Origin of the sequence: Thermococcus aggregans (assembly GCF_024022995.1) — an archaeon.
GTDB classification, from domain to species: domain Archaea; phylum Methanobacteriota_B; class Thermococci; order Thermococcales; family Thermococcaceae; genus Thermococcus_A; species Thermococcus_A aggregans.
Window position 1 is genome coordinate 32,493 of sequence record NZ_CP099582.1, and the last position, 25,364, is coordinate 57,856.

Below are 25,364 nucleotides of genomic sequence, written 5' to 3' on the forward strand. Positions count from 1 at the left end.
GCCTCACCCCCGTATGTATGAGGAAACATAATTAGCAGGCATATAGAGTGAGGAGCTCTCATAAATTCCAAAATCTGTCCTTTCGGAGCTGTAAAGCACAACGTTTGCACTCTTAACGCCAATAAGGTCCTCAAGAACTTTTATGGCATAGTCGAGGTCACCGGTATCATCAACCAGAGTGCCCTTAACATCGCTTGCAAACCAGATCCTTCCATCTCCGTATTTCCTAGTTGTGTTTATATCGAGCTTTCTTCCCTCGCTGACCACCTGAAGGAAGTATTCAAAGTATGTATTTATCGTTCTCTTTATCATCTCCCTTTCTTCATCGGTAAGGTCTCTCCATTCTGCCCCCATGTCTTTGTATTTACCTGTTTTGAACACGTTTACCTTGACACCGTTCTGAGCATAGTTTTGCTCTAAGTCGTAGTGGACGTAAAGGACACCAATACTCCCAACCTGAGCAAGAGGGTCGGCAATTATCTTATCGGCGGCACATGCAAGGAAGTAACCACCTGAAGCGGCCATGCCTCCAGTATATGCAACTATCGGCTTTTCATACGATAGTTTTTTCAACTCTTTATAGATGGTTATAACCGGCCCCACATATCCGCCAGGGCTTTCAACCCACAAAACAACACCCTTAATGCTCTCGTTTTCCCTTATCTCTCTAATTTTAGAAATCACGTCTAGAGAAGTTGTTTCATCGATTGGACCCACAACAGGGAGTATCGCCAGAGTTACATTAGTTTCCTCACCTATGTTTGCCCGCATCTGGCTTTTGAGGTACTCAATTTCTTTCTGGAGTTCCTCTATTTTCGCTTGGAGTGCCAATGTAGCATTGCTCTCTACTTCCCTTACTGTTTCGTTGTAAACCACTGTAAAATTCTTCTCTTGGAGGACTCTTTGCAATTCACTATTTTGGGTATATAAGAGAACCCCAGCAACCGTTGCTAAGGCTAAGAGGAGCGTGAGAATAAAGCTGAGATACTTCCATATTTCTCTCTCCATCAGAATCACCTAACTGAAATAGCTTTGGAAACTTTTAAATTTGGTGTTTCCATAATCTCCAACAAAAGTAGAAAAGGTGTAAGGCATGGAGATAGGAGTAAGTATTTATCCACATTTTGTGAACAAAGGAAAAGGTTTGCCTTCCGTTTTAGCGGAACTGAAGATCAAGGATTATGATTTCGTCCAAATATTTCCCCATACCCTTGGGTTAATAAAAAACGGACAGGTAATAGAAAAGAACCTGCGCTCAATAGAAAACGCTCTTAAAGGCGTTGGGATAAAATACACAATCAGAATGCCTCGTTCGGTAAACTTGAGAGACAGCGTTTACTACAGCAGGCACTTTAAAGTTGCCAAAGCTGTAATAGATGTCGCAATAAAGCTCGGCTCAAAAATAGTGGTCATGCAAAGTGGCCGCACTGGAAGGCTCGATCTTGAGATAGAAGCCCTTCAACAGCTTGCAGACATGGCAGAGAACTTTGGTATTAAAATTGCCCTTGAAAACACCTACAGCGTTAAGGATACCCTCTACGTTGTTGAAAGCGTTAACAGAGAAAACGTGGGCTTTGCCCTCGATTTAGGACATGCATTTCTAAGCGCTCAAGGAGATGAAAACAAGTTTTTAGAAGACGTAAAGCTAGGAACAGAGAAGACAATAATCCTTATGATTCACGACAATTTTGGAAAGCTTTCTCCTCAAGTAGAACCGGAAGATGCATTGGCATACGGCGTCGGAGACCTTCACTTGATGCCAGGAGATGGAAAAATCCCCTTCGGAAAAGTCCTAAAGCTTTTCGACGATGTGCCGCTGTTGCTCAAAATCAAAGATCCAGACACTTTTGCAAAGATTCCATCAAAGAAGGGACTTATAGAAGTTCTTACCAGCATTTAAAGCCCCAATCTTTCTTTTACAACCTTTAAAAGTTCCCCAAAAGCATTGCCAATTATTTCTTTCTTTCGTGAAGGGTGAACTACATCAGGAGTAAAGTTCTTCTTTAGGACCTCAACAGCTTCCTCTATTGTTATCTTCTTCTCAAGCCAAGCATAGGCCAAAATAGCCTCGGCGATGTCACCTCTCCCATGTTTGTCAGTTCTTGGGGGAACGTAACTTAAAAGTCCTGCCTTCTCAAGTGCAATGCTTAGCGACGCATTGGGAACTCTCCCAGCACTGGGATGTCCGAGATATTCGCTTAGAGCAAGAGAAAATATAAAATTAACAAGCGAATCCCCAAACTTTGAAAGGTTCTTATCATTAAAGTTCATGGAATATCTCATTTTTTGCCCTCTCAAAGCTTCAAAATTTAAAAAGAAGTTCACTCCCCTATAGCCTTCTCCCAAGCTTCGAGAACTTCTTTTGCTCTATCAAAGATCTTCTGGGCGGCTTCTTCCAAAGCCTGCTCCGGTGTTATTTTTCCATCTGTAACAACTCTGAACCTTGGTTTTCTCGCCATGAGGATTGGGTGCTCTATGGTGTACGCAGCAAACTTAACGTGTTTGTTTTCATGGAGCACCTCATCGAGCAAGTTGGCAAATGTATGATCTTCCCCCACAAGATAAAATTCAAGCAAGTTTTCTTCACGCTTTATTACCTCAATCTTCATTTCCCTCACCCGTTAGCTTTTTCAACATTATCTCTAGGGCTTGCTCCTTATTCTTGATTAGTTCATATTTAAATTTATCTTCCTTATACTCGGCAACCTCAAGTTCGAGAGCGAGGTCCAAAACTTCTTCCGGATCAAGTTCAAAGACTACCGCTATTGGCAACACAACTTCTCTTATCTGCCTCGTGGTCTGCAAAGCTATCTCGCTTAAGGCTTTTCCAAGCTTTTTGGTTAGTTCCACAATCTCCTTCCATGGAAGAGAGGTTATGAGCCTATTACTATCTTTAAGTTCAACTTTTTCCCCAAGAAGCTCAAGAGTCCTTATGAGGATAGGGATTGAAACGCTTGTCCCTGCTTCTCTGAAAATATCGTCGATGTTATACTGATAGAACCCCCTCTTGTCGGGATATAACCGTGAACGTACTCTCTGGTGAATCTCCCTAACTTTCTGCATTGCTTCCCTTATCTCGTCCTTGGTTCCCTGGATGTTTATTTTAAGGGAATTCAACTTGCCGTGGACGTAAATGAAGGCAGGAAGTTCAAGCTTCTGCAACTCTTTCATGAGTTCTTCCTTTTCAATATCATCTCTAACATGAATAACCATAACTTTCTTGGCTTTCATCTTTTACACCTTACTCCAGCTTCAGCTTCCTATAGTATGTCGAAAGCTTTCTTTTTTCTGTCCTTCCACATTTTGGACATATAAGGACGTTTCCTCTCCTTACCAACGGAGTTCTGCATGAAGAACATAGGGCGTAGATCACTCCCAGATCGGCGCCTTTTGTGGTAAGCTGTACTGGGCTCTTTTCATTTGTCAATACCCTTGCTCTTACAATGTCTCCAATTTTAAATTCATCGCTCATTGACTCCACGTACCCCTCTTTAACTTGGGAGATATGGATCCCAGCGAGCTTTGAAGTCGCTATTTCTCTATATCCTTTCCTACCCTCGATTTTGAGCAACTGAACGATAGCTGCCTGGGGCTTTACCTCTATAACCCTCGCTATCACAACGTCCCCCACCTGAGGAAGGGGTGGGGTGTCTGTTAGCGGTTCTACAGATATCTCAATTTTTTCTGGGTTTATCCTAACTCTCCCGGCTCTTGCCGCATAGAGCTCTCCATTCTCTTCTATTATACCCTCCCCAGGTAGAAACTCCTCAATAACACCGAGATAATCCCCAGGAAGAACTATATCGCCATCTTTTACCCGTTTCTTATCTCTTTTATCCATCTACCCACCACCACTAGACTTAGCTATTCTGGACTTTTAAGTTTATGGATGCGGAAAGCCTATAAAAAGGTTAATGACAACGTTTATGTAGTTTTATTAAATAGGATTGGGGTGGTGATATAAATGAGAATGCTCCTAATACACAGTGACTACCTTGAGTATGAGGTGAAGGATAAAGCCTTGAAAAAACCAGAAGAGATAAGCGAAGAACAAAAGAGAGACAGACTCGATGAGGTTCTTGCCGCGTTTATAAGTGTGGAGAAGGTAGATGAGCAGAATCCAAAGGAAGTTGTAGAAAAAGCCGTGAAGGAGATAGAGGATATTGCGTCTCAAGTGAAAACAAAAAACATTTTTGTTTATCCATTCGCTCACCTAAGCAGCGAGCTTGCTTCCCCAGATGTGGCCTTAAAAATACTCAAAGAAATTGAAGAAAAGCTTAAAGAAAAAGGTTACAACGTTAAGAGAGCGCCCTTTGGCTACTACAAGGCGTTCAAGCTCAGCTGTAAGGGACATCCACTGGCAGAGCTTTCAAGAACAATTATACCCGGCGAAGCCAAGAAAGAAGAGGAAGAAGTCCCAGAAGCCCTCAAAAAAGAGGAAGAAGAACTTGTTAGCTACTGGTATATCCTTACACCGGAAGGAGAGCTAATTGAGGTCGACAAGTTTGACTTCTCCGGTTATGAAAACCTCAAAAAGTTTGCAAACTATGAAATAAGCAAGAGCCGTGTAGCAGATAAAGAGCCGCCACACGTTAAGATCATGCTTGAACAGGAACTTGTTGATTACGAAGAGGGAAGCGACCCCGGAAACCTCCGCTACTATCCAAAGGGAAGGCTCATAAAGTCCTTGCTTGAGAACTATGTAACTGAGAAAGTTATTGAATACGGTGCAATGGAAGTGGAAACGCCGATTATGTATGATTTCGAGCACCCTGCCCTTGAGAAATACCTAAACAGATTCCCCGCTAGACAGTACATAGTAAAAAGCGGAGACAAGAAGTACTTCCTCAGGTTTGCTGCCTGCTTTGGTCAGTTCCTCATAAAGAAAGATGCAACAATAAGCTACCGCCACCTGCCGCTTAGAATGTACGAGCTCACGAGATACTCATTTAGAAGAGAAAAGCGCGGAGAACTTTCTGGTCTAAGAAGGCTTAGAGCATTTACAATGCCCGATATGCACACGGTCGCAAAGGATCTGCAGCAAGCAATGGAAGAATTCAAAAAGCAGTACAAGCTAAGTATGGAAGTGCTCAAGGGAGTAGGCTTAACGCCAGAGGATTACGAAGTTGCAATAAGATTCACAGAGGACTTCTGGAACGAACACAAGGATTTCATAGTAGAACTCGCAAGGATAATAGGAAAGCCAGTCCTCATAGAGATGTGGAAGCAGAGGTTCTTCTACTTCATACTCAAGTTTGAGTTCAACTTCGTTGATAACCTCGATAAGGCAGCTGCCCTAAGCACTGTGCAGATAGACGTAGAAAACGCCCAAAGATTCGGCATAACCTACTACGACGAGAATGGAGAAGAGAAGTACCCGCTAATACTCCACTGCTCACCAAGCGGTGCAATTGAGAGGGTTATGTACGCTATACTCGAAAAGCAGGCAAAGCTCATAAGCCAAGGCAAGAAGCCAATGTATCCTCTCTGGCTCAGCCCAATACAGGTTAGAGTAATACCCGTAAGCGAGAAGTACCTCGACTATGCCCTCTACGTTGCAGGAAAGCTTGAAGGAGCAAAGATAAGAGTAGATGTAGACGACAGAAACGAGAGACTTAACAAGAAGATAAGAGAAGCAGAGAAAGAGTGGGTTCCATACATAGTAGTCGTTGGCGAAAACGAAAAGAGAATGGGAGTAATAACTGTCAGAAAGAGAGAAGGCGGACAGTACGAAATGCAGATTGAGGATCTCATAAAGGAAATAAAGCAGAAAACAGAAGGGTTCCCATACAAACCAAGGCCACTGCCACTGCTCCTAAGCATGAGACCAAAGTTCAGGGGATGAAGTTTTTTAATTTTTCAACATTTTCTATTTCTATTGTTTTTTGCTAAATTTATTAAAAGGAAAAGAAGGCGTTCATTTCTCTTGAACTTTTGGCTCACCAAGCATCTCCTTTAGAAAAGCCTGTGATTCTGGTGCAAACTTGTCTTGAGCAACTTCTTCTCCAAATTTGTCAAAGACTTTTCCTTCAAGGAAGTTCAGCTCAAAAATTTCATACTTTTCACTGTCTTTCTCTGCAACGCTGATGTTGTGTTTGGCGAGGTGCTCGGGAACGCTCTCTATATCGACGTATTTTCCGCATTTCTCGCATTTATAAAACTGCCAGAGGACGTAATCTTGACCATTCATCATGTTGTTTTTGAGGTGCCTGACTAAAAGTCCTCCTAAGTATTCGTAAAAGTCTTCTTGAACGAGTTTTCCATTGTTCTCAACGACTTTGAACCCGCTCCACACTATGTGGTCGTTGATATCCATCAATGTGGCCTTTAAGAACCTCTCTGAGAGTATGAACGTGCCGTTCTTTATGTAGAAAGTTCCGTTGTCAGGGAGAACAGCAATGTCTATTCCCTGCTCCCCTTTTTCTTCACTTAATTTCTCTGCTTCTTCCCTGCTCTCTGCAAGCTTTATCCTAACCGGAAGTCTGCTCTTTCTGTGATATCCAATTATCTTGTCTTCATAAATATCCCAGTGGTAATCATCAAGCATTCTTATCCTTGAGTAAACCCTCTTTACCCTATCACCTAGCTCGCTGTATTTCATCCACACCACCGTTGGAACCTCTACCTTAGGATTAATAAGTCTTCCCGGAAAAATTTAAAAAGGGTTGCAAAGGCGAAAAAATCTTTTAAAGCCTAAAGAAAAGAGAAGAGTGGAGTGATACAATGTTCCCCAAAGAAGTAGAAGAGCTCCTAAAAGAAATGAGTGAAGAGCGAATTCATGGGGCGTCCTATCTAGCAAAAATTGGAGCTAAGGCCTATATACTGCTCGCAGAAAGATTTGAAGGAGAAGAACTCATTGAAAAGCTCAGAGAGCTGGGAATTAGAATTCTCGACGTGAACCCAACAATGGCTTCCCTATACAATCTAGTGAGGTTCATCCCAATAACTCCAGAACCGGAGTTCGTCAAGGCAAAGGCTGAAGAATTCATGAGGCTGAGTGAGGAGGCAAAACGAGAAATCGGAAACATTGGAAGCGAGCTGATTGACCAGAATGAGGTCATAATAACTCACTCATATTCATCAACCGTTTTTGAAATATTAAGGAAAGCAAAAGAAAAGGGAAAAGCTTTCAGAGTGATTTTAACCGAAAGCGAACCAGATTACGAGGGGCTGTTTTTGGCAAAAAAGCTTGAAGAACTTGAAATACCATTTGAGGTCATAACAGATGCCCAGCTTGGACTTTTTGCAAAGAAAGCAACTTTAGCTTTGGTAGGCGCTGACAACATAACCAAAGACGGCTACGTTTTCAATAAGGCTGGAACTTATCTGCTCGCACTTGCTTGCCATGACAATGGAGTCCCCTTCTATGTCGCTGCCGAGAGCTTTAAGATTCATCCGGAAGCAAGAGTAGAAGAGATTAAGATTACCGAGCGGAGGTTCAAAAGGAATCACACAATAATACGGAATTACCTCTTTGATGCGACACCTTGGAGATACATAAGGGGAATAATCACAGAGCTTGGCATTTTGGTACCGCCAAAAGAAATTTAAATTAAAGGGCAGCCTCTATTAGGGCCCTCATGTGGATTTCAGCGCTGTCTAAAACCTCAATACTTACATCGCCTTGCCTTATTGCCAGCGGCAGCTCGGTACAGCCGAGTATAACCCCTTCAACGTTTTCGTTCTTTGCGTATTTCTCAATGAGATCAAGGAGCCACTTTTTGCTTTTGAAATTTTCAAACATAAGCTCCTCAAAGATTATTCTGTTTATCTTACCGATTTCTTCTTCCTCTGGAACAATTACCTCAAACCCCTTCTCTTCCAAGGCGTTTTTGTAGAAGGGCATGCTCATGGTAGTTTTCGTTCCAAGAAGAAGAAGCCGCTTAAGGTTTTTCTTCTTTGCCTCTTCTGCAACCGCATCAATTATGCTTACCATCTTGACATTAACGGCCTTTTGAACCTCGGGAAACACCATGTGTGGCGTATTTGCGGAGATTCCAATAACTTCCGCGCTTGCTCTCTCAAGAGCCCTTGCAGCGTTTATTAGAATCCTTTTCCTCCCTTCCCAGCCTTCGGGGTTGTCTTTAAATTCTTTGAAGTTTATGGAATATATTACCAGTTCTGGAAAGAAATAGGGCTCGAACTTCTCCCTTGATATTTCGATGTATTTTTTGTAGTAGTAAAGAGTAGACTCAGGGCTTATACCTCCTATAATCCCGATCTTCTCCATAGTACCACCGATAAACATTAGGAGAGGAGCTTATGAAAGTTTTTGTGAAAAAGAATTCTTCCATTTCTGCCTTTAAGGTTTGCTGTTTCCTATTTTTCTTACTTTTAATCTTCCTGGACTCTTTTCTCCAGTAGCCCACAGACGATAAACTGTAGACGTGAATCCCTCCTCTGGAGACTTCACAACATACATCCTTTCCTCGACCTTCTCATTAAGCTTCGTGGATGTTACTATTACGTAATCACTCACTCCTGCAACTCAACCAATAAACTTCTGGGAGACAACGTCCTTGTTTATCGGTAATATGAGTACCGAGTCTGGCATGTCCTTTGCTCCCCGAGCAATTGTTTGATTCAGCAATTTAAGAGTTTCAAGCTCACCAAACATTAAAGCGATACCGTCGAGTGTGTTAATGAGTCTTATAGTTCTCCTACCTTTTGTTAGGGGTTGAATCTTCTTTGCATAGAGTAAATCTATCTTTGGGTTTATAAGCTCGGGCGACACGGAGTCGAGATAGAACACATTTTTCTTGTTACACTTGACGTTATACTTTGAGCCAAAAACATCAATTACTACAAGGTTATCATTTGAAAGTTCCTTTTCAATATCTAATCCCAATTCTTTTGCAGCCCTACATAGATTTTGAAGGGGAAAATTATAGTTAAATATTATCCCAAAGCTCCCTTGAAGAAGTTCTTTTTTGAGTATCGCAAAGCTCAGCATCCATGCGGACGAGTAAGCATCATATACTATGGTTTAAGACAGACCCTCCAGGTATGTTCTTCTGAAAAATACTCCGTACTGCTTCTTGTTCATTTTCTTGAGTCACTTTGGTTACCCTCGGACTAGCTGTAGCTTTTAGTTGTTAAAGGTTTTAGTTTTTAAATGTTAAGGTTCAAGAATCTTTATGATTGAGAATACATATTAAACATTTTGAGAGATGTGTTTTAAAGAACAATGTTTAAATATTTTTCACTGCAAAAAATGTTGTGAGGTGGTGAGCAATGAGCAGAACGGGGATTGATTACTTTGATGAATATATTCTCAAAGATGGCTTTCCAGATGGTTCATTAATTCTGATAGCTGGAGAACCTGGAGCAGGAAAAACTATATTTTCGGCAACGTTCCTATATAATGGAGCCACGAAATTTGGGGAGAAAGGCATTTACATTTCACTCGCAGAAACCAAAAGCGAGTTCTACGAGTCAATGAGGCAACTAGGGATGGACTTCGAAGAGCTCGAAAACAAGGGGCTCTTCAAGTTCATGGACTTCGTCACAGTCGGTAAAGAAACTATAGATAAAGAAATAAGCCTTCTAATTGAAGAAATCGCAAAGTTCCAGCCAAAAAGGATTGTCATTGACTCCATAAGCGTCTTTGCCCAAATTTTAGGTGCCGAGAAGACAAGAGTATTTCTCCACACAATGCTTGGCAGGTTCATAAAAGCTCACAACTCTACTGCCCTCTTAGTCGCCGAAAAGCCAGTAGGAACAGAAAAAATAGGTTACGGTATTGAGGAGTTCGTAGTTGATGGAGTTGTCATTCTTAGGTACGAGTCTTTCGGAGAAGTCACAAGAAGGGTAATGGAAATCCCAAAAATGAGAAGGAGAAGCGTTGAAAAGTCTCAGTACGAGTACGTGATAACCCAGAAGGGAATTGAATTTCTGGCGATTCCTGAACTCAAGAGGGAGGAAATGGAATACACATTAGAGAAAATTACGACAGGTGTAGACAAGCTCGACAAAATGCTTGGAGGGGGAATCTACAAAGGGTCAAGCGTTTTACTTGTCGGAATGACTGGGACTGGAAAAACTACCTTTGCTCTGCACTTTGCCGTGGCCAACGCCATGCAGGGAAGAAAAGCCGTCTACATATCATTTGAAGAACCCATGGACCAGCTCATGAGGGCTGCCAAGAACTATGGCATGCCAATAGAGGAGGCCATGAAAGAGAACCTCAGAATTTTCACTTGGGTTCCAGAGAGCAAGACTCCAGTATGCACCTTTCTGAAAATTAGAGAGATAATCGAGGAGTTCAAACCGGAAGTCCTTGTGATAGATAGTTTAACAGCTCTAAGACAACACATGGACGAGAAAGAGCTTGCAAAAATGCTTAGATACATCGGCTTATTGACAAAGGCAAACAGGATAACCACGTACTTTACACTAAACGAGGAAACCAACTTCGAAGTCGTGCCATTTACTGGAGCAAGCACTATGGTAGACGTTATAATAGGGCTTAGATACCAAGTGAGAAATGAATCTATGGAGAGAAAAATTGCAATTGTAAAATCTAGAGGATCAAATCACTCGAGAAAGATACACAAATACGAAATCTCTGACAAGGGGGTGGAAATTTATGAGTAGTAAAGGGGAAGAGATTCTGGTTAAAGCAATCTCTGCGGCCCTTAGAGAAGTTGCTCCGGGACTGGAATCAGTTTTGGAGGCACATCTCAAGGCCACAATGAACAAGGGGCTCGAGGTCGCATATGAAAACCCAAAGGAGTTCAAAGACGCCGTTTCAAAGCTTTTTGGAGAATACAGCGCTAGATTGCTGGAAATGGTAATTATAAACAAGCTTAAGGGTCGTCTTGGAGAGGGAGAAGAAATCAGTTCTTTGGAGGAGCTGGTGGAGCAGATAAGGAAGATTTACGGTGAATGAAAATGAATCCTCTTGAGTTAATAACCACAGCATCAAAAAGGATAACCCCAACGGTTCTCAACTATCAAATAGGGAGCGATATCGAAAGCGTGCTTTATCATCTAACAAAAAGGCTAAGAGGAGAGTACGAAGAGTTTGTAATAATCTCTTTTCAGGACGCATACACTTCCATCTCAAAGTATCTGAAGTCGATATACAAAGATGCCCCAGAGGTCTTTAAAGACACATATCTGGTCTCCGTAAACCCCTTTCTTGAAGAAGAACTAAACCCAGATCTTCCTGTCAAGACAAAAGATGCGGAGATTATCACTGGCAGGATTAGAGCAGCGTTGGGCGCAAAAACTAATACTCTATTCCTTGTTTTAGGCCTCGACCTCTATGGGGTCAAATACCCAGAAGAACTTCCCATAATGATCCCCGCAATTATTAGGCTTCTCTCAAAGGGCGAAAATAACAACCTCCTCATACCCTTCAACATCAAAATATTCCCAGAAAACATTGTGGAAGTAGTAAACAGCTTCGCTCTCAATCTCTTCAAGTTCGGGGTGGAAGTTAAGAGAGGAGAAATCAAAAGGAAGCTCACGATAATTAGAAGTCCTTTTGTCGAGTACAACCTGAGGTCATGGTATTACATGATTGTCCCCAACAAAATTGTTTTCTTATCTGCCTCCATGGAGGTTTAATTTTTACCTCAAATTCTCTACGATTTTGTCCCATATCTTCTCCGCAAGCTCTCTCTTGCTCATGAGCGGGAGCTTTTCATAGCCTTCCTTGGTGACCCAGTAAACTTCGTTTACTTCACTCTCAAATGCCACTTCTCCTCTGTTTGCTATGACCACATCGCTCTTTGCTTTCTCTATTTGCTTCCTTGCTTGTTCAATTAACTCTTCTTCGCTAACTCCATACTCTGCTTTGAATCCTACTAAGAAGACATCGGGCTGAATCTCTTTGACCCGTTGAATTATTTTCGGTGTCGGAACAAGCTCAAGGATTAAGGTTTGACCGCTCTTTATCTTTTTCTCAGCTTTCTCTTTTGGTGTAAAGTCACTCACAGCTGCAGCCAAAACTACGATATCGTATTTTTTGCTCTTCAATTCATTTTCTATCGCCTGAAGCATCTCTTCGACGGTCTCGACTTCGATCTGGTTCTCCACGAAGCTCGGCACACTTCCCTTGGTTCTTATTAAAGTAACCTCTGCTCCCCTAAAGTCTGCCTCCTCTGCTAATGCCACGCCCATCTTGCCGCTGCTCCTGTTTGTTATGAACCTTATCGGGTCAATATACTCCCTCGTTGCCCCAGCAGTTACGAGAACTCTCTTTCCAGCCAAATCTTTCTTGTGAAGTTTTTTAATCACGCGATAGACAATCTCTTCAACGCTTGCTACCTTTGCCTTTCCTTCCTCGAATCTGGGGCCAATAAACTCAACTCCAAGCTTTTTGAGCTTCTCTATGTTCTCCTTAACTATCGGGTGCTCATACATTGTCGAGTGCATCGCTGGAGCAATCATTATGGGTGTGTGAGCAAAAGCAGTTGTTACAACCGTTGTTACAGGCGTATCGTCAATTCCACAGGCTATCTTTGAAATGGTATTTGCCGTTGCTGGGCAGACTAAAACCAAATCCGCTTTGTTTTCGTGCTCTCCAACAAGTTCAACATGCTCAACAAAGCCCGTAATCTCCGTGACCACTTTGTTCCCGGTGGCAAATTCCATAGCGTAGGGATGAATTATCTTCTGCGCACTTGGGCTCATAACAGCATGAACTTCAGCCCCATGTCTTATTAGCTCCCTTGCAAGCTTTACGCATTCAACAGCCGCTATGCTTCCAGGTATGGCAAGAACTATTTTCTTTCCAACGAGTTTTCTACTCTTTGTCGCATATATAAGCTTGACATGATGGAGCATTTTTCACTCACCGAGAAACTTTGGGGACGACAATATTTAAGGTTGCTGTTTTGAGAGAATTTTAACTTCCCTCCGCAGGGTAGAAGCATGCTTTTCTTCAAGGACTCTTTCGTCAACTACAGAAACAAGAGTTAAATTGCCCAATAAAGCGTAGTTTTTCAAACTTAAAAGAAACCTAAACACTGACTTAAACTCATTCTTCCCTTACGGCATCTTCTTCGAACTTTTTCATCTCTTCTCTCGTGCCAACCCAAACCACTATAACCGGCTCAACCGTTATCATACCGTCCTTTATCATGGGCTTTATTTCGTTTATAGCTTTCTCTATCATGTGTCCCCTATCAACTGCCTCAATTATTATGGGCAAGTCCGTAGAAAGCCTCAAAACATCGCTTGAGTGAACTCTGCTCTTTTTTCCAAATCCATAGATGCCCCTATAAACAGTAGCTCCTGCAAGTCCCATTTCCCTCAGTTTTTCGACTATAGCCTTATACAGCGGTCTTCCGTGCCAAGTATCGTTTTCCCCTATGTAAATTTTCATCCTCAATGTATTCCAGTGCTCGATTTCTACCATAAGCTCACCTCCTTGCAAGAAGGAATCCCAAAAATACTAAGCTTACAGTTATTATAACGTTTGCTGAGATGTTTAGAAGGGCCAAGAAATGCTCCCTTTCACGCAACAGGCTAAAAGTCTCATATGAAAAAGTTGAGAACGTGCTTAATCCTCCACAGAATCCAGTACCGAAGAAAGCTCTCCAATTAGAAGAGACCTCGTAACCAAAGAAAATCAAGCCGTAGAGATAGCCAAGCAGAAAACTTGCTATGCTGTTTACTAAGAGAGTTCCTACAGGAAAGTCTCTGTAAACGGGAAGCAAGCCTGCAATGCTGTAGCGCATTATGGCACCAAGCATTCCCCCAACGCCAACTGCCAAGAGAACCTTAGTGTTCATTTTTCCTGCCTCCTATTCCCAAGTATTTGTTCACAAGTCGCTTTATCTCTTTTTCAATAGTTTTTCCTCCTTTTAACTTCCTATCTGCATTGTAACCCATTATCTGCATTGAAATCGCCCGATTAATGTTCCATGCTTCATGTATTTTGTAAATAAGCGAAGCATAAAGCGCTCTCAACTTCAACTCATTATTTTCATCAATATGCAAGGGGACTGAGGGAGCTTCAAAACTCTTTCCAGTTAGCTCACTTAGTGCATTTAAAAGCTTTTTCTGGTCAGTTATTATCTCTTTATATTTCTCATAAAGTATGTGCACATCGCGTTTGAGCTCTTCCATTATCTCACAGCCCCAAATAGTAGCGGATGAGCTTTTCTATCGAAGTGTAGTCCCTCTCTTCTTTTCCTAGAATTTTTCTAAGTCTTCTATTCTCAGCTATCAGTCCAGAAAGCTGTATCGCCAGATTTTTGTTGTCCGCAGCAACTCCACAAGAGATAAACTTCAAGGTTGCCCATTTTCCCTCAATCTCATAAAGTTTCTACTGGAGCTGGCTAACCTCTTCTTTAAGATTCTCAATATCCCCCTCAGGCTCTTCTAAAAAGCCTCCTCTTAAAATTATCTTGATGCTTTCTTCCACTCTGAATCCATATTTCTCGCTGTAATGCCGAATTTTCTTAAACACCTCATCTGGAATATCAAGAACCATCCTTCTCCACCTATTTCCCCCGGTTAAAATGAGTCTCATACTTCTCCCTCCAGTTCTTTTCTGAGCTTTTTATTTTCCTTACTCAACATTTCCCTTAGTAACTGCTCATAATGCTCCTCAATTTCTTTCAGTCTTTTTGCAAGACGCTCCTTCTTTTCACTTAGGAACTTAAACTGGAGAGCTTTCAAAGTTGCTTCGAGTTTGTCTAGTTGAGAAAATCTTTTTTGTATCTCTTCTTTTTGTCCTTTTATCTTTTCAAATTCTTCCTTGGGAAGTCTAATTTCTACGGCCAACTAGAATCCCTCCAAAAATGCCCCGTTTCTTCTCTCTTTTTACAAAAGTTTACTCCTAACGGCAGACCTTTTAAGCTCTCAATGGCCAGCAGGACTGCTAAGGCTTCCTTTTGAGTTGGTGCTTCTCTGGAACGGTAATCAAACTTCTCAGTGAATTTTCTCATTCTTTCCCTGATGCTCCCAAGTTTTCCAACCTGAATTTCTCTTAAAGACTCAGTCAAAGGAGTATTTTTCCAAGCAAAGACTGAATCAGTTCGTAATGTCTTTTACACAACACTGCCTCCGAATTTTTATAATCCTCAAGAAGTTCATTCAAACGCTCCGCAAATGTTTCCACGATGTCGCGCTCCTTCTCCTTTACGGCCTTACACAGGTAGCATTCTTTCTCTTCAATCTTCTCCCCATTTCGCAAGCCTTTAAGATATAATGAGAGCATATGTTCATATATCACAGCTACTCCGAGTCCTCCATAAAGCGGATTTGAGTATGCAATCTCTTTCAGCCTCCATGCGTGATATGGGCAAAGACCAAGGCTCTCTGCAAATTTTTCTCTAACGAAGGGATCGTTTACATGCTCATAGAGAATAGTTTCTATAGAGCTCTTTTCATACTTATCCAATAAGTAGCATACAGGACAACCGGCTCTATCAAGGGCTTCTTTGAGGTATACCCCTATAATGTCCATTAGCTCCGCCTCTAAAAATAATTAAAAGCTTAGAAGGTCGTCAAGTGCCCTCAAGCCTCTGTAGGTGTTCTGGAAGTTTGATATTCCCATTTCAAGACTCCTTCTAAAGCCCCCATTGGGGTTTTGAAGAGCTCTTATAAAGTTTATATGCTCCTTCACATACCGCGGCTTCTCACCGAGTAGTTTTAACCCCCTCAATGCATAAAACGTTGGCTCTAGGTAGGGCGGGAGGGAATAAGGCACCTCTGTGAAGCCACCGTAAGCCTCACATCTATGAAAGTGGCTTGTTTTGGGTGTTTTGTAATCTAGAGAATTAAGTGCAAATATTGCCTGATAAGTCATAGTGGTTATAGCTTGCTTTACTCCATAACCATCACCCTTTCTAAAGCTTTCAATGAACTCTCTTATTTTCTCTTTTTCTTCTGGAGAGATTTTGTGATCTACTGCCTTGAACGCTCTAAGCACCCAGTAAGTTGCCTCAAGTGGAGTTGCAGTTCCAAATTCTTCGCTTCCTCCAAGACCCACAGCGAACTTGCCCTCAAGGGGCCTATATTTTTCAAAGACCAATGAAAGGCCTTCTTCTGCGAGGTCTTTTGCCCCTAGAATCGCTAACCCTTCAATTGCCATAGATATTGCAACAACTGCTTGTTGGGGCTTTAATGAGGTATAGAGAAATTCTATTGTTTTTTCTCGCTCTGGAACTTCCATGCCTAGGAGGTCGTAGATTTTAACCGCATAGTATGTGTCATTTATGTTTGTCTCATTTAAGAGGGAAACAAAGCAGTAACCTCCATCTTCATGTCTCCTCTCCTCAACATATCTCAAAACTGCTCTAAGGTTTATATAATTCTCTAGCTTCGAGCCCATTCTACCGCCTCCCAAGCTTTTAGCGGAGAACAGGCGTCATCAGCCCTTAACGGGCGGTTTGGGCTCGAAGCCCCGGGCGGACGCCATCGCCCAGAGGTGAATTCTTAGGTAATTTTATAAGCTTTTCTTTTGGAAAGATAAAATAATAACCAAGCGAGTGGTGAGACATGGAGCTTGTTGGATTCGTTCACGTTGGCAACACATTCAATGAAAAGCTAATTGCCAGAACATATAGAAGGGTTAATAGGTATTTTAAATCAAAAGACCTCCCAATAAGGCTTGTTTATCTTGGAGAGCTTGAGTTAGGCCCGGGATATCTCATCAACATCCAAACAGACGGTGGAAGTGTTAAAGGGTATCCTCTTGAAGCCATCACTGAACTTTTACATGCGAAACTTATACATGCTCAAGAAGAGCTTTTTCAGAAGAAGAAAGCAAGAGAAGAGAAAAACGAGAGAACCGAAGAAAGAGTTATCATGAACAAGATATTCGGGATAGTTAACTTCCCCATCGTTTCGAGAAATCCCTACCTAGATTTCTACGAGAAATTTTTAGGAGTTCATCAAGAGTTTCACGAATTAAAGGTCATGGTTCTTTCAATAAAACCTTTTGAATCTGAAAACGAAAAGACTTTTGAAAATCGGCTTTTTAAAGGAATTTTACACGAAATTGGCCATGCTTTTGAGCTGAATCACTGCCAAGAGGACTGCGTTATGAACCCCCCAAAGGTTATTGAGGAGTGGGACTTAAGGAGAGAAGATTTCTGTGAAAAGTGCTTTTTGGAGCTGAAAAGAAATGTTAAGGGGAAAGCGGATTAGCGTTGTTATTCCAGCCTACAACGAGGCGAAGAGGATAGGGAAAGTCCTTTCAAAAATACCCGAGTTTGTTGACGAAGTTATTGTTGTTGATGATGGGAGCGAAGACAACACTTCCGAGGTCGCAAAAAACCACGGAGCAGAAGTCATAAGGCTTAAAGAAAACCAAGGGAAAGGTACGGCAATGAGAGAAGGAATTAAAAAGGCAAGCGGAGACATCGTGGTCTTTATAGACGCAGACGGCCAGCATAATCCGGAGGAAATTGAAAAGCTTGTCTTCCCTATTCTAAAAGGTGAGGCAGACTTTGTCATAGGCTCCCGATTGATAAAAACACAGGGAAAAAGGCCGCTTATACGGAAGGTAAGCAATTTTCTAAGCACGAGCTTAATAAAGATCAAGCTGGGTATTGATGTCAAAGACACCCAAAGCGGGTTTAGAGCAATTAGGAGAGAATTCCTGCCAGAGATAGAGAGCAAGAGGTATGAGGTCGAAACAGAGGTTTTAATAAAAGCCGTGAAAAAGGGAGCAAGGGTCAAAGAAGTTCCTGTAGAGAGAATATATGGGATTGAAACTGGTCACTTCAGGTTTGAAGACGTTTTGAGGTTTCTCAACTCTCTCATTAAGTACTGAGGTGGTAAACATGGAAGATGCTATAATTGAAGCTATAAGGCTTGCCGTCACAAAGATTCCAGATGACGTTGTTAAATCTCTCCAAAAAGCCTACGAGAAAGAGAACAGTCCAACTGCAAGATTCAACCTTGAAAACATTTTAAACGCCATTGAAATCGGAGAAAAGGAACAAATTCCGGTGTGTCAAGATACTGGAACTGTAACTTTCTTTGTAGAGGCTGGAGTTAGAAGCCCCTACCTTGGAGTGATCAAAGAGCTCATAACATCTGCCTTAGAGAAAGCAACAAGGGAAATCCCTCTAAGACCGAACACAGTTGATGTTCTCACGAACAAGAATATTGGAAACTTCCCGATTATCCACTGGGAGCTTGTAGGTGGAGATAAGATAAAAATAGCCGTTCTACCAAAGGGAGGAGGGAGCGAGAATTGCTCCGCTTTAGCGATGCTAACTCCAGCGGAGGGATTTGAAGGTGTGAAGCAGTTCGTCATTGAGAGGGTTAAGGAATGTGGCGGAAAACCCTGTCCCCCAATAATCCTTGGAATAGGCATTGGGGGAAGCTCAGATTTGGCTCTAAAGCTTGCCAAAAAAGCCTTGTTAAGACCCATAGGAAAGAGGCATCAAGACGAGAAAATAGCGAGATTTGAAGAGGAGCTCTTAGAGGAGATCAATTCCCTCAAAATTGGCCCTATGGGAATGGGAGGAAAAACGACCGCACTGGATGTAAAAGTTGAAGTTGCTCCAAGGCATCCGGCGTCGTTTCCAGTTGGGATTGTGTTCCAGTGCTGGGCTCACAGAAAGGCATTTCTTGAGATTAATAAGGATGGAGAGGTGAGAATATGGCAGTAAAGCTTACAACCCCGCTAAGCGAGAAAGAAGTATTAAAGCTTAGGGCGGGGGACATCGTATATCTTTCTGGAGTAATCTATACGGCAAGAGACCTTGCACATAGGAAAATAATCGAAGAAGGAGCACCTTTCGATCCAAGAGGAGCGGTAATATATCATTGTGGGCCCGTAGTTAGAAAGAGGGAAAATTTTGAGATAGTCTCGGCAGGCCCAACAACGAGCGCGAGGATGAACAAATACCTGGACAAAATTCTAAGCATAGGAATCAAGGGCATCATAGGAAAAGGGGGCATGAACCCAGAGCCTTTTAGAAAACACAAAGCTGTTTACTTTGCTTTTACCGGAGGCGCTGGTTCCCTTGCGGCAAAAAGTATAAGAAGAGTTGTAGATGTCCATTGGCTAGAGGAGCTTGGAATTCCTGAGGCTGTGTGGGTTTTTGAGGTTAAAGATTTCCCACTCATAGTGGGGATAGACGCTTTTGGAGATTCTCTTTACTCTAACCGCCACTGAGGACGGGCATGACCTTTATTTCATCGCCTTCCTCAACTAGGGCATTTCCTTTTGCGGGCTTGCCGTTAATGAGGATTATCTTGTCGTGAAATTCATCGTACCTTGGGATTATCTCTCTGAGTATTTCATCCACTTGTTTGGGCTTATCGAGCTTTATTTCAAGCTCCCTAGCTTTAGCAAGGTGGGCAAAAGCACCCATAAGCTTGATCTTTACCATTGACACCACCAGAAAACTTTTCCTTAAAAGGGCTAAAAAATTTATTGAAAAAGGAAAAAGCTCACTCGAGCTTTGTAACCTTCTCAAGCTCTGGAATGACGAATTCAAGGTTGAGCTCTTTGAGGGTCTCCTTCTTTGGAATACCTCTCTCGTCCCATCCTCTAAGCTTGTAGTACTCGCTGAGCAATGCATCGTATTTCTCTTTATCAAGGTGCTGTCCCTTGTAGGGTCCGCTCTTGAGACCTTCCTTGAACCATCTCTCTGGTGGGTAGTCCATCCCTCTGCTCCAGTTGCCGTTGTATTCTCTTACCCAGTATGCTCTTATGAGGGCATAAACTCTGTCCGCAGCTTTGTATAGGTCGTCCCATGTGTACTTGACACCGGTAATAGCTTCAAGAAGCTTTGGATAGTAGTCCAGGCTGAGTCCTATTTCAACCCATGGGAGTCTACAGGCGGTAAGCATCTCGAAGAGGCCACCTCTAAGTCTCTGCAATTCAATGACTTTTGCGGCTTTCTCTGGGTCGTAGGTGATCTTGTACTCAACCTTTTGAGCCTTTTCGCCCTCAATTGGGGCCGTTCCAATTTCCCATGCGATGACCCATGCTTCCTTGTGGTGGGCACCGATGGCACTTGTTCCATACGCAAGAGCCATTCCCGGGTAGATGTAACAGTTGTAACCGCTAACTTCCAAGCCTTTTACGTGCATTGCAAAGTCTTTAGCACCGAGTTTTTCACTCATAACTTTGACACCTTCGGCAGCAAGGTTTCCAAGTTCTCCCCTTCTGTAAGCTATGTCCAAGGCTAGCTGCTTAGCTTTCTTGAAGTCGCCAAATTCGGGAGCATCGTCGTCTTTTATGATACCTTTCTCTTTGGCTTCCATTACGTAAGATATCGAAACTCCCAGTGAGATTGTATCGAGACCCATTTCATCGGCAATTCTGTTAAGGACGGAGACCTCATTGAGCTTCCCAATTCCAAGGTTTGAGCCGAGTAAGGCGACGTTCTCATAGTCAAGTTCGCTCTCTTGGCCGTCTGCATCAAGGACAACGTTTCCACACGGCATGTTACAGTATGGACAGCCCCTTTGCTTGACTTTCATACCCTCCATTGTGTAACCGTCTATTGAGCGTGCAAACTCAAAGCTTCCATCGCTAAAGTTCCTCGTTGGCAGTGCAGAGTTTTCATTTGTCCATTCTACAGCGGCCATTGTTCCTTGTCTGTGCCAGAACGGATAGCCGGGTGAATTGAGAATTGCATCGTAGGCCTCTTGTGAAAGCTCCCTAAGTTTCTCCTTATCCGCAACTGGAATTTCCTTGGTACCCTTAATAACCACTGCCTTGAGCTTCTTGCTACCCATTACTGCACCCATACCGGGTCTTCCTGCCGCTCTTCCTTCTTGGGAGATAACAACAGCATATTTAACGAGGTTCTCTCCACCAGGGCCTATGCTCAGAACTCCAACGTTCTTTCCGTGTATTTCCTTAAGCTCTTTCTCAGTTTCAAAAGTAGTCTTACCCCAGAGACCTTCGGCACTCAAAATACTTACGTTATCATCCTCAATGTAGAGGTAGACGGGTTTTTTGGCCTTACCTTCAACAACAATAGCATCATAACCCGCTTTTCTTAAATGGACTGTGGCCATTGTTCCAAGGTTACCATCACCATAACCACCGGTTATTGGGCTCTTAGCAGCGATAACCATTTTTCCACCGCTTGGTGTTGGGAGACCGTTAAATGGACCGCTTGCAAAAACTAGTTTGTTTTCTGGGCCAAGAGGATCAACGTTTTTGGCTTCATTCCAAAGAATCCATGCAGCTAAACCTCTCCCACCAATAAAGTTCTTTGCAACTTCTTCAGGATATTCTTGTACCCAAACTTTGTTGTTCGTTAAATCAACTCTAAGTATCCGTCCCCACCAACCTTTCATAGAAGACCACCAAAGTTCATTAATGTCTGAATTTTAATAAAGATTTTGGGTTCATAAAATAATTTAATTGGCATAATATAAGAAAACATCTTTGTTTAACAACTATCACCGAAATAAACTTTTTTATTTAGCAAAATTCTTCGAGGAATCTTTGAAAAGAGCCCAGCAGTATTGAAAATTTATCGTTCAAAATGCGTACAATATTGCCAGAAGTGTCAACCCTAAAGAGGTTTAAACTTTTAATATCTCCTGTGCTATTCTTACTTGATGGCTATGTGGTTTAGAAGATTCGAAATTGAAGAGATTAGAAGGGCAAAAAAAGCTCTGCCACATTATTTCTCAATTCTGAGCGGGAAAGAAAAACCAAACTTCTTCTATGCAAAGCAGGCAGAGGTGGATTTTGAAGAGGATGCAAGTCTTGAGAATTTGTGGGAAATACACGAAGAGGGCATGGAAAAGTTGAGAGAGAATGACCTAAAGGAGAGTCCCAAAAAGAGCCTCCTTGATCTAAAATCACTAATAGCTCACAAAATCCTTGAAAGCTGCGAGTTATGTGAGTTTAAATGCCATGCAAACCGGTTTAAGGAAGCGGGATACTGCAGGGTTAAAGAAACTCTGGTTGCAAGCGACTTCCTTCACATAGGAGAAGAGCCAGAGCTTGTACCTTCTTACACAGTCTTCTTTTCAGGGTGCAACTTTCGCTGTGTTTTCTGCCAGAATTGGGACATAAGTCAATATCGGGTAGGTGTGAGGCACTCCCCTGAAGAAATGGCAACCAAAATAGCGGTAGCGTATGCTGAAGGCGCCAAAAACGTCAATTTCGTTGGAGGTGAGCCCACTCCAAACCTTCCTTTTATTCTTGAAACTCTAAAATATGTCAAAGTCCCGATTCCAGTAGTGTGGAACTCGAACATGTATATGAGCGAGAAAAGCATGAAGCTTTTAGATGGAATTGTCGATATTTACCTCGGAGACTTCAAATGGGGCAACAATGAGGATGCGCTTAAGTACTCAAAATCTCCCAACTACTGGGAAACAGTTACCAGAAACTTCTTATTGGCTAAAAAGCACTATAAAGCCGAGTTTTTGATAAGACACCTTGTAATGCCTGGCCATTTAGACTGCTGCACGAGGCCGATTTTGAAATGGATAAGCGAAAACCTCGGCAAGGACGTGAGAGTTAACGTGATGTTTCAGTACCGGCCGGAGTATAGGGCTCATGAGTACCCCGAAATTGATAGAAGGCTTACGAACGATGAAATGCTCAAGGCAGCCCAGCTTGTGAAGGAGTTTGGATTAAAAAACGCGCTGGTGGGGTGAATGCAGGTAACTTCAGGAGTCTCTACAAAATTGGTCTTGATCCTGTTTTTGTTATTTTTCATACTATTCGGCTTAAAAACGCTCGTAGAAGAATATTTGGAAAGAAAAAGAGGCAATAAAAATGCCTATTCCCACAAGAGAAATTACTGACAAAGCACTCATTGGTGGCATAATTGAGCATAATATTCGCCTACATATTTATTCGCATTTTTACAACGTGGTACTCAAGGCATCTCGAGAAAAAAGAAGAGGAACTTAAAGAGAAAGAAAATATCGGAGAGCTTTACTAACCACCTCCTCTGGATCTCATTAAAACGTTCATGAATTTCTCAACTTCCTCTTCAGTCCCTTCAATAACGACCTCCCATCTTGGTACCCCAAAATAGGCCTCCACTTCCCGGATTTTTATCTTTACCTGCGCCTTGGAAGTGTCCTTGATTCTAAGAATCTCCTCCGGAGGAAGTGCTGTTATCAACTTTTTTCTCATGAAAGAGGTAAAGAAAGCTATTTTAAAATATCTTTCGGATTCCAGAAAACTTAATTAATAATCGGGATAAAGATAGAAGAGGTGAGAGAAATGGAACTTCCCGCTCACAAAACAAAAATAATCGCCACAATTGGACCCGCTTCAAGGGATAAGGATACCATAGAAAAAATGATAAAAGCCGGAATGAGCGTTGCGAGGATAAACTTTTCCCACGGAACCCTTGAAGAGCATGCAAAGACTATTGAATTGGTGAGAAAAACTGCCGAGAAGTTGGAAAAGAGGGTTGCGATTCTGGGTGATCTGCCGGGAGTAAAGATGAGAGTTGGAAAGATAAAAGGAGATTCTGTAAAACTACAAAAGGGGAGTAAAGTCGTACTTACTACGAGAGACGTTGAAGGAGATGAAACAACTCTTCCCGTCGAGTTTGAAGACTTCCCCAAGCTGGTGTCAAAAGGAGATGTGATATACCTAAGCGATGGTTACATAATGTTAAGGGTTGAAGAAGTTAGAGGAAAGGATGTCGAATGTGTTGTAGTGCATGGTGGTACGCTGTTCTCGCACAAAGGAATAAACATTCCAAAGGCTAATCTTCCAATTGAAGCGATAACTCCAAGGGACTTTGAGATAATAGAATTTGCAATTGAAAATGGAATAGACGCAATAGGATTGTCGTTTGTGGGTTCGGTATATGATGTGCTTAAAGTAAAGAGTTTCATTGAAAAGAAAAACGGAGACCTCTTTGTGATCGCAAAAATAGAGCGCCCAGATGCAGTGAGAAACTTTGATGAAATTCTAAACGTCGCTGATGGAATAATGATAGCGAGGGGAGACTTGGGAGTGGAGATGCCAATTGAGAAGCTCCCAATAATGCAGAAACAACTTATAAAAAAGGCTAACTTGGCTGCGAAGCCAGTTATTACTGCAACTCAAATGCTCGTCTCGATGACTACCGAAAGAATACCAAAGAGAGCAGAAGTAACGGATGTAGCAAACGCAATATTGGACGGCACGGATGCCGTGATGCTGTCCGAAGAGACTGCCATAGGAAAATATCCCGTGGAAACGGTGGAAATGATGGCAAGGATAGCCAGGACAACTGAGGAATATAGGGAATCAATGGGATACTCCAGATTGCGCGCTTGGCTCGACTCATTGCCAAAAAGAAGCACGATAAAAGAGGCAATAACCCGGAGCGTTATAGATTCTCTCTGTGCTATAGACATAAAATACATCCTAACCCCGACAAGAACCGGGTTAACCCCGAGGCTCATATCACGTTTCAAACCAAAACAATGGATCTTGGCTTTCTCAAGTAACGAGAAGGTCTGCAACAACTTAGCATTTTCCTACGGAGTTTATTCGTTCTGCATGGAAGAGAACTTTGATGAGAAAGACATAATAATGCTGATAAAAGGATTGGGACTAGCCAAAGAAGATGACACAGTCCTCTTAACAGAAGGAAAGCCAATAGGAAAGACAACAGGAACAAATACACTGCGTATTTTCCAGATTCCTTAGACTTCTTCGAATTTTATCCCTTTTTCTTCCATAAATTTCCTAGCCCTTTCAATTTCCTCCTCAGATTCTCCAAAGAGAATTATCCCAATATATTTTCCAAATCCTTTCGGTGAGGAATGAATCTTTATGTTGAACTTCTTCAACGCCTCATTTAAGATAGGAGCAAGCTTTGACTCGTCTGTTATCTCTGCGAGAAGCTTTTTCTGGAGGAAAGTTCTTTTTCCAAGTCTAGGAAGAACTTCGTTTTCAAGCATTGCCTTCATTTCCCTTGGCATCCCAGGGAGAACAAAGATTTTTGTATGCTCATGGATCAAAAAGGCGCCCGGAGCTGCTCCAACGGAGTTGTTTAGCATCTCAGCCCCCGTTGGGAGGTATGCCATCTTCTTTCGCGCCTCATTAAGTTTTGGATCATCTATAAGGCCTTTCTTGTAAAGTTCTATGTAAAATTCCTCAATTCTCTTGAGGGCATCTTCCCTTAATTCCAACTCAAGGTTGAGAGCCTTGGCAACTCCGAGCATTGTAACGTCGTCGTGAGTTGGCCCAAGTCCACCGGCTATTATCAAAACCTCTGGCTTTCTGGAAAGGGATTCCCTAATTACGCTTTTTATATCCTCAACGTCATCTCCAACGGTAGTTATTCGCTTCACCCAATAGCCTCTTTCCGTGAGTTTTTGGGCTATAAAAGCAGAGTTGCTGTCAACTGTATTACCCGTTAAGAGTTCGTCACCTACTGTAATGATTTCCGCGAACATATCCACCACCATTAACAATTGAGCTCTTTGAAATTTAATCTTTCCCT

Annotated in this window: 35 protein-coding genes and 1 riboswitch; of the genes, 12 read left to right on the forward strand and 23 right to left on the reverse strand. The window is 42.2% G+C overall.

Annotation, left to right across the window (positions count from 1 at the left end):
* Positions 1-3: 3 nt before the first annotated feature.
* Positions 4-1,008 (reverse strand): signal peptide peptidase SppA, encoded by a 1,005-nt coding sequence (gene sppA / locus NF865_RS00190; protein WP_253304649.1) that lies wholly within the window; start codon positions 1,006-1,008, stop codon positions 4-6.
* Between the two features lie 85 nt (positions 1,009-1,093).
* Between sppA and NF865_RS00195 the strand changes: the two genes are divergently transcribed.
* Positions 1,094-1,900, forward strand: a complete 807-nt coding sequence (locus tag NF865_RS00195) for a sugar phosphate isomerase/epimerase family protein (RefSeq protein ID WP_253304650.1) — start codon at positions 1,094-1,096, stop codon at positions 1,898-1,900.
* On the opposite strand, the gene NF865_RS00200 is transcribed toward NF865_RS00195, so the two are convergent.
* The 4 genes from NF865_RS00200 to NF865_RS00215 are packed head-to-tail and all read right to left on the reverse strand — an operon-like array spanning position 1,897 to position 3,841.
* Positions 1,897-2,283: a ribonuclease III family protein gene (locus tag NF865_RS00200; protein WP_253304651.1), complete on the reverse strand. Its 387-nt coding sequence runs from the start codon at positions 2,281-2,283 to the stop codon at positions 1,897-1,899. The genes NF865_RS00195 and NF865_RS00200 overlap by 4 nt on opposite strands.
* Before the next feature lie 38 nt (positions 2,284-2,321).
* On the reverse strand, positions 2,322-2,609 hold the full coding sequence (locus NF865_RS00205) for a DNA-directed RNA polymerase subunit L (protein WP_253304652.1): 288 nt from the start codon (positions 2,607-2,609) through the stop codon (positions 2,322-2,324).
* On the reverse strand, positions 2,599-3,231 hold the full coding sequence (locus tag NF865_RS00210; RefSeq protein ID WP_253304653.1) for a DUF2067 family protein: 633 nt from the start codon (positions 3,229-3,231) through the stop codon (positions 2,599-2,601). Before NF865_RS00210 ends, NF865_RS00205 begins: the two co-directional genes overlap by 11 nt.
* A 10-nt stretch (positions 3,232-3,241) precedes the next feature.
* Positions 3,242-3,841 carry an exosome complex RNA-binding protein Csl4 gene (locus tag NF865_RS00215; protein WP_253304654.1) on the reverse strand — a complete coding sequence of 200 codons (600 nt, stop codon included), beginning with the start codon at positions 3,839-3,841 and terminating at the stop codon, positions 3,242-3,244.
* A 123-nt stretch (positions 3,842-3,964) separates the two neighbouring features.
* On the opposite strand from NF865_RS00215, the gene NF865_RS00220 reads away from it, so the two are divergent.
* Complete coding sequence (locus NF865_RS00220; protein ID WP_253304655.1) at positions 3,965-5,845, forward strand: threonine--tRNA ligase; 1,881 nt, start codon at positions 3,965-3,967, stop codon at positions 5,843-5,845.
* A gap of 72 nt (positions 5,846-5,917) precedes the next feature.
* Here the strand turns inward: NF865_RS00220 and NF865_RS00225 are convergent, their stop codons facing one another.
* Positions 5,918-6,601 carry a TBP-interacting protein gene (locus NF865_RS00225; protein WP_253305683.1) on the reverse strand — a complete coding sequence of 228 codons (684 nt, stop codon included), beginning with the start codon at positions 6,599-6,601 and terminating at the stop codon, positions 5,918-5,920.
* A 122-nt stretch (positions 6,602-6,723) separates the two neighbouring features.
* On the opposite strand from NF865_RS00225, the gene NF865_RS00230 reads away from it, so the two are divergent.
* Positions 6,724-7,551 (forward strand): translation initiation factor eIF-2B alpha/beta/delta subunit family protein, encoded by an 828-nt coding sequence (locus tag NF865_RS00230; protein WP_253304656.1) that lies wholly within the window; start codon positions 6,724-6,726, stop codon positions 7,549-7,551.
* Between the two features lies 1 nt (position 7,552).
* Here the strand turns inward: NF865_RS00230 and NF865_RS00235 are convergent, their stop codons facing one another.
* The 3 genes from NF865_RS00235 to NF865_RS00245 all read right to left on the reverse strand — a co-directional run bounded on the left by NF865_RS00235 (position 7,553) and on the right by NF865_RS00245 (position 8,953).
* A complete protein-coding gene (locus tag NF865_RS00235; protein WP_253304657.1) occupies positions 7,553-8,230 on the reverse strand; it encodes an aspartate/glutamate racemase family protein in 678 nt (225 codons plus the stop codon).
* Positions 8,231-8,302: 72 nt separating this feature from the next.
* Entirely contained in the window at positions 8,303-8,479 is a 177-nt protein-coding gene (locus NF865_RS00240; protein WP_253304658.1) for a hypothetical protein, read from the reverse strand.
* 9 nt (positions 8,480-8,488) lie between these two features.
* Complete coding sequence (locus NF865_RS00245) at positions 8,489-8,953, reverse strand: hypothetical protein (protein ID WP_253304659.1); 465 nt, start codon at positions 8,951-8,953, stop codon at positions 8,489-8,491.
* A 281-nt stretch (positions 8,954-9,234) separates the two neighbouring features.
* Between NF865_RS00245 and NF865_RS00250 the strand changes: the two genes are divergently transcribed.
* Genes NF865_RS00250 through NF865_RS00260 form a run of 3 tightly spaced genes read left to right on the forward strand, consistent with a single transcriptional unit; the run spans position 9,235 to position 11,574 of the window.
* Positions 9,235-10,596 (forward strand): DUF7125 family protein, encoded by a 1,362-nt coding sequence (locus NF865_RS00250; protein WP_253304660.1) that lies wholly within the window; start codon positions 9,235-9,237, stop codon positions 10,594-10,596.
* Positions 10,589-10,891, forward strand: coding sequence for a NitrOD5 domain-containing protein (locus NF865_RS00255; protein ID WP_253304661.1), 303 nt, complete (start codon positions 10,589-10,591; stop codon positions 10,889-10,891). Before NF865_RS00250 ends, NF865_RS00255 begins: the two co-directional genes overlap by 8 nt.
* 2 nt (positions 10,892-10,893) lie before the next feature.
* A complete protein-coding gene (locus tag NF865_RS00260; protein WP_253304662.1) occupies positions 10,894-11,574 on the forward strand; it encodes a hypothetical protein in 681 nt (226 codons plus the stop codon).
* Between the two features lie 3 nt (positions 11,575-11,577).
* On the opposite strand, the gene coaBC is transcribed toward NF865_RS00260, so the two are convergent.
* The 10 genes from coaBC to NF865_RS00305 all read right to left on the reverse strand — a co-directional run bounded on the left by coaBC (position 11,578) and on the right by NF865_RS00305 (position 16,294).
* Positions 11,578-12,795 (reverse strand): bifunctional phosphopantothenoylcysteine decarboxylase/phosphopantothenate--cysteine ligase CoaBC, encoded by a 1,218-nt coding sequence (gene coaBC / locus NF865_RS00265; protein WP_253304663.1) that lies wholly within the window; start codon positions 12,793-12,795, stop codon positions 11,578-11,580.
* 36 nt (positions 12,796-12,831) lie between these two features.
* A complete protein-coding gene (locus NF865_RS10420) occupies positions 12,832-12,978 on the reverse strand; it encodes a hypothetical protein (protein WP_366513799.1) in 147 nt (48 codons plus the stop codon).
* Between the two features lie 10 nt (positions 12,979-12,988).
* Positions 12,989-13,369, reverse strand: a complete 381-nt coding sequence (locus NF865_RS00270) for a DUF190 domain-containing protein (protein WP_253304664.1) — start codon at positions 13,367-13,369, stop codon at positions 12,989-12,991.
* Between the two features lie 4 nt (positions 13,370-13,373).
* Positions 13,374-13,745, reverse strand: coding sequence for a fluoride efflux transporter CrcB (crcB, locus tag NF865_RS00275; protein WP_253304665.1), 372 nt, complete (start codon positions 13,743-13,745; stop codon positions 13,374-13,376).
* Complete coding sequence (locus tag NF865_RS00280; RefSeq protein WP_253304666.1) at positions 13,735-14,082, reverse strand: hypothetical protein; 348 nt, start codon at positions 14,080-14,082, stop codon at positions 13,735-13,737. Before NF865_RS00280 ends, crcB begins: the two co-directional genes overlap by 11 nt.
* A gap of 4 nt (positions 14,083-14,086) precedes the next feature.
* Positions 14,087-14,248, reverse strand: a complete 162-nt coding sequence (locus tag NF865_RS00285) for a hypothetical protein (RefSeq protein WP_253304667.1) — start codon at positions 14,246-14,248, stop codon at positions 14,087-14,089.
* Between the two features lie 33 nt (positions 14,249-14,281).
* On the reverse strand, positions 14,282-14,449 hold the full coding sequence (locus NF865_RS00290; RefSeq protein WP_253304668.1) for a hypothetical protein: 168 nt from the start codon (positions 14,447-14,449) through the stop codon (positions 14,282-14,284).
* Between the two features lie 35 nt (positions 14,450-14,484).
* Positions 14,485-14,742 carry a hypothetical protein gene (locus NF865_RS00295; RefSeq protein ID WP_253304669.1) on the reverse strand — a complete coding sequence of 86 codons (258 nt, stop codon included), beginning with the start codon at positions 14,740-14,742 and terminating at the stop codon, positions 14,485-14,487.
* Positions 14,743-14,959: 217 nt separating this feature from the next.
* Positions 14,960-15,427, reverse strand: a complete 468-nt coding sequence (locus tag NF865_RS00300; protein WP_253304670.1) for a DUF6062 family protein — start codon at positions 15,425-15,427, stop codon at positions 14,960-14,962.
* Positions 15,428-15,448: 21 nt separating this feature from the next.
* A complete protein-coding gene (locus NF865_RS00305; RefSeq protein WP_253304671.1) occupies positions 15,449-16,294 on the reverse strand; it encodes a prenyltransferase/squalene oxidase repeat-containing protein in 846 nt (281 codons plus the stop codon).
* Positions 16,295-16,317: 23 nt separating this feature from the next.
* A riboswitch (Fluoride riboswitch) is annotated at positions 16,318-16,394 on the reverse strand.
* A 67-nt stretch (positions 16,395-16,461) separates the two neighbouring features.
* On the opposite strand from NF865_RS00305, the gene NF865_RS00310 reads away from it, so the two are divergent.
* Genes NF865_RS00310 through NF865_RS00325 form a run of 4 tightly spaced genes read left to right on the forward strand, consistent with a single transcriptional unit; the run spans position 16,462 to position 19,096 of the window.
* Positions 16,462-17,112, forward strand: coding sequence for a zinc metalloprotease (locus tag NF865_RS00310; protein WP_253304672.1), 651 nt, complete (start codon positions 16,462-16,464; stop codon positions 17,110-17,112).
* Positions 17,090-17,740, forward strand: coding sequence for a glycosyltransferase family 2 protein (locus tag NF865_RS00315; protein ID WP_253304673.1), 651 nt, complete (start codon positions 17,090-17,092; stop codon positions 17,738-17,740). The genes NF865_RS00310 and NF865_RS00315 overlap by 23 nt, the downstream gene beginning before the upstream one ends.
* Before the next feature lie 10 nt (positions 17,741-17,750).
* Positions 17,751-18,587 carry a fumarate hydratase gene (locus NF865_RS00320; protein WP_253304674.1) on the forward strand — a complete coding sequence of 279 codons (837 nt, stop codon included), beginning with the start codon at positions 17,751-17,753 and terminating at the stop codon, positions 18,585-18,587.
* Complete coding sequence (locus NF865_RS00325; protein ID WP_253304675.1) at positions 18,578-19,096, forward strand: FumA C-terminus/TtdB family hydratase beta subunit; 519 nt, start codon at positions 18,578-18,580, stop codon at positions 19,094-19,096. The genes NF865_RS00320 and NF865_RS00325 overlap by 10 nt, the downstream gene beginning before the upstream one ends.
* Here NF865_RS00325 and NF865_RS00330 read toward each other — a convergent pair.
* On the reverse strand, positions 19,083-19,313 hold the full coding sequence (locus NF865_RS00330; protein WP_253305684.1) for a MoaD/ThiS family protein: 231 nt from the start codon (positions 19,311-19,313) through the stop codon (positions 19,083-19,085). The two genes, NF865_RS00325 and NF865_RS00330, sit on opposite strands and share 14 nt — an antisense overlap.
* 61 nt (positions 19,314-19,374) lie before the next feature.
* Entirely contained in the window at positions 19,375-21,240 is a 1,866-nt protein-coding gene (gene for, locus NF865_RS00335; protein ID WP_253304676.1) for a tungsten-containing formaldehyde ferredoxin oxidoreductase, read from the reverse strand.
* 267 nt (positions 21,241-21,507) lie between these two features.
* Between for and NF865_RS00340 the strand changes: the two genes are divergently transcribed.
* Positions 21,508-22,560 (forward strand): radical SAM protein, encoded by a 1,053-nt coding sequence (locus NF865_RS00340; protein ID WP_253304677.1) that lies wholly within the window; start codon positions 21,508-21,510, stop codon positions 22,558-22,560.
* A 286-nt stretch (positions 22,561-22,846) separates the two neighbouring features.
* On the opposite strand, the gene NF865_RS00345 is transcribed toward NF865_RS00340, so the two are convergent.
* The gene (locus NF865_RS00345; RefSeq protein ID WP_253304678.1) at positions 22,847-23,047 is read right to left on the reverse strand and encodes a TIGR04140 family protein; all 201 of its coding nucleotides are present in this window, start codon (positions 23,045-23,047) and stop codon (positions 22,847-22,849) included.
* Between the two features lie 90 nt (positions 23,048-23,137).
* Here NF865_RS00345 and pyk point away from each other — a divergent pair, with 90 nt between their 5' ends.
* Positions 23,138-24,565, forward strand: coding sequence for a pyruvate kinase (gene pyk / locus NF865_RS00350; RefSeq protein ID WP_253304679.1), 1,428 nt, complete (start codon positions 23,138-23,140; stop codon positions 24,563-24,565).
* Here pyk and NF865_RS00355 read toward each other — a convergent pair.
* Positions 24,562-25,317 carry a molybdopterin-binding protein gene (locus NF865_RS00355; RefSeq protein WP_253305685.1) on the reverse strand — a complete coding sequence of 252 codons (756 nt, stop codon included), beginning with the start codon at positions 25,315-25,317 and terminating at the stop codon, positions 24,562-24,564. The genes pyk and NF865_RS00355 overlap by 4 nt on opposite strands.
* Between the last annotated feature and the right edge of the window lie 47 nt (positions 25,318-25,364).

Excerpts from the sequence above, each read along its gene's own strand:
- sppA (WP_253304649.1), bottom strand. The coding sequence starts at position 1,008 with ATGGAGAGAGAAATATGGAAGTATCTCAGCTTTATTCTCACGCTCCTC.
- NF865_RS00195 (WP_253304650.1), top strand. The coding sequence starts at position 1,094 with ATGGAGATAGGAGTAAGTATTTATCCACATTTTGTGAACAAAGGAAAA.
- NF865_RS00200 (WP_253304651.1), bottom strand. The coding sequence starts at position 2,283 with ATGAGATATTCCATGAACTTTAATGATAAGAACCTTTCAAAGTTTGGG.
- NF865_RS00205 (WP_253304652.1), bottom strand. The coding sequence starts at position 2,609 with ATGAAGATTGAGGTAATAAAGCGTGAAGAAAACTTGCTTGAATTTTAT.
- NF865_RS00210 (WP_253304653.1), bottom strand. The coding sequence starts at position 3,231 with ATGAAAGCCAAGAAAGTTATGGTTATTCATGTTAGAGATGATATTGAA.
- NF865_RS00215 (WP_253304654.1), bottom strand. The coding sequence starts at position 3,841 with ATGGATAAAAGAGATAAGAAACGGGTAAAAGATGGCGATATAGTTCTT.
- NF865_RS00220 (WP_253304655.1), top strand. The coding sequence starts at position 3,965 with ATGAGAATGCTCCTAATACACAGTGACTACCTTGAGTATGAGGTGAAG.
- NF865_RS00225 (WP_253305683.1), bottom strand. The coding sequence starts at position 6,601 with ATGAAATACAGCGAGCTAGGTGATAGGGTAAAGAGGGTTTACTCAAGG.
- NF865_RS00230 (WP_253304656.1), top strand. The coding sequence starts at position 6,724 with ATGTTCCCCAAAGAAGTAGAAGAGCTCCTAAAAGAAATGAGTGAAGAG.
- NF865_RS00235 (WP_253304657.1), bottom strand. The coding sequence starts at position 8,230 with ATGGAGAAGATCGGGATTATAGGAGGTATAAGCCCTGAGTCTACTCTT.
- NF865_RS00245 (WP_253304659.1), bottom strand. The coding sequence starts at position 8,953 with ATGCTGAGCTTTGCGATACTCAAAAAAGAACTTCTTCAAGGGAGCTTT.
- NF865_RS00250 (WP_253304660.1), top strand. The coding sequence starts at position 9,235 with ATGAGCAGAACGGGGATTGATTACTTTGATGAATATATTCTCAAAGAT.
- NF865_RS00255 (WP_253304661.1), top strand. The coding sequence starts at position 10,589 with ATGAGTAGTAAAGGGGAAGAGATTCTGGTTAAAGCAATCTCTGCGGCC.
- NF865_RS00260 (WP_253304662.1), top strand. The coding sequence starts at position 10,894 with ATGAATCCTCTTGAGTTAATAACCACAGCATCAAAAAGGATAACCCCA.
- coaBC (WP_253304663.1), bottom strand. The coding sequence starts at position 12,795 with ATGCTCCATCATGTCAAGCTTATATATGCGACAAAGAGTAGAAAACTC.
- NF865_RS00270 (WP_253304664.1), bottom strand. The coding sequence starts at position 13,369 with ATGGTAGAAATCGAGCACTGGAATACATTGAGGATGAAAATTTACATA.
- crcB (WP_253304665.1), bottom strand. The coding sequence starts at position 13,745 with ATGAACACTAAGGTTCTCTTGGCAGTTGGCGTTGGGGGAATGCTTGGT.
- NF865_RS00280 (WP_253304666.1), bottom strand. The coding sequence starts at position 14,082 with ATGGAAGAGCTCAAACGCGATGTGCACATACTTTATGAGAAATATAAA.
- NF865_RS00290 (WP_253304668.1), bottom strand. The coding sequence starts at position 14,449 with ATGGTTCTTGATATTCCAGATGAGGTGTTTAAGAAAATTCGGCATTAC.
- NF865_RS00300 (WP_253304670.1), bottom strand. The coding sequence starts at position 15,427 with ATGGACATTATAGGGGTATACCTCAAAGAAGCCCTTGATAGAGCCGGT.
- NF865_RS00305 (WP_253304671.1), bottom strand. The coding sequence starts at position 16,294 with ATGGGCTCGAAGCTAGAGAATTATATAAACCTTAGAGCAGTTTTGAGA.
- NF865_RS00310 (WP_253304672.1), top strand. The coding sequence starts at position 16,462 with ATGGAGCTTGTTGGATTCGTTCACGTTGGCAACACATTCAATGAAAAG.
- NF865_RS00315 (WP_253304673.1), top strand. The coding sequence starts at position 17,090 with ATGTTAAGGGGAAAGCGGATTAGCGTTGTTATTCCAGCCTACAACGAG.
- NF865_RS00320 (WP_253304674.1), top strand. The coding sequence starts at position 17,751 with ATGGAAGATGCTATAATTGAAGCTATAAGGCTTGCCGTCACAAAGATT.
- NF865_RS00325 (WP_253304675.1), top strand. The coding sequence starts at position 18,578 with ATGGCAGTAAAGCTTACAACCCCGCTAAGCGAGAAAGAAGTATTAAAG.
- NF865_RS00330 (WP_253305684.1), bottom strand. The coding sequence starts at position 19,313 with ATGGTAAAGATCAAGCTTATGGGTGCTTTTGCCCACCTTGCTAAAGCT.
- for (WP_253304676.1), bottom strand. The coding sequence starts at position 21,240 with ATGAAAGGTTGGTGGGGACGGATACTTAGAGTTGATTTAACGAACAAC.
- NF865_RS00340 (WP_253304677.1), top strand. The coding sequence starts at position 21,508 with ATGGCTATGTGGTTTAGAAGATTCGAAATTGAAGAGATTAGAAGGGCA.
- NF865_RS00345 (WP_253304678.1), bottom strand. The coding sequence starts at position 23,047 with ATGAGAAAAAAGTTGATAACAGCACTTCCTCCGGAGGAGATTCTTAGA.
- pyk (WP_253304679.1), top strand. The coding sequence starts at position 23,138 with ATGGAACTTCCCGCTCACAAAACAAAAATAATCGCCACAATTGGACCC.
- NF865_RS00355 (WP_253305685.1), bottom strand. The coding sequence starts at position 25,317 with ATGTTCGCGGAAATCATTACAGTAGGTGACGAACTCTTAACGGGTAAT.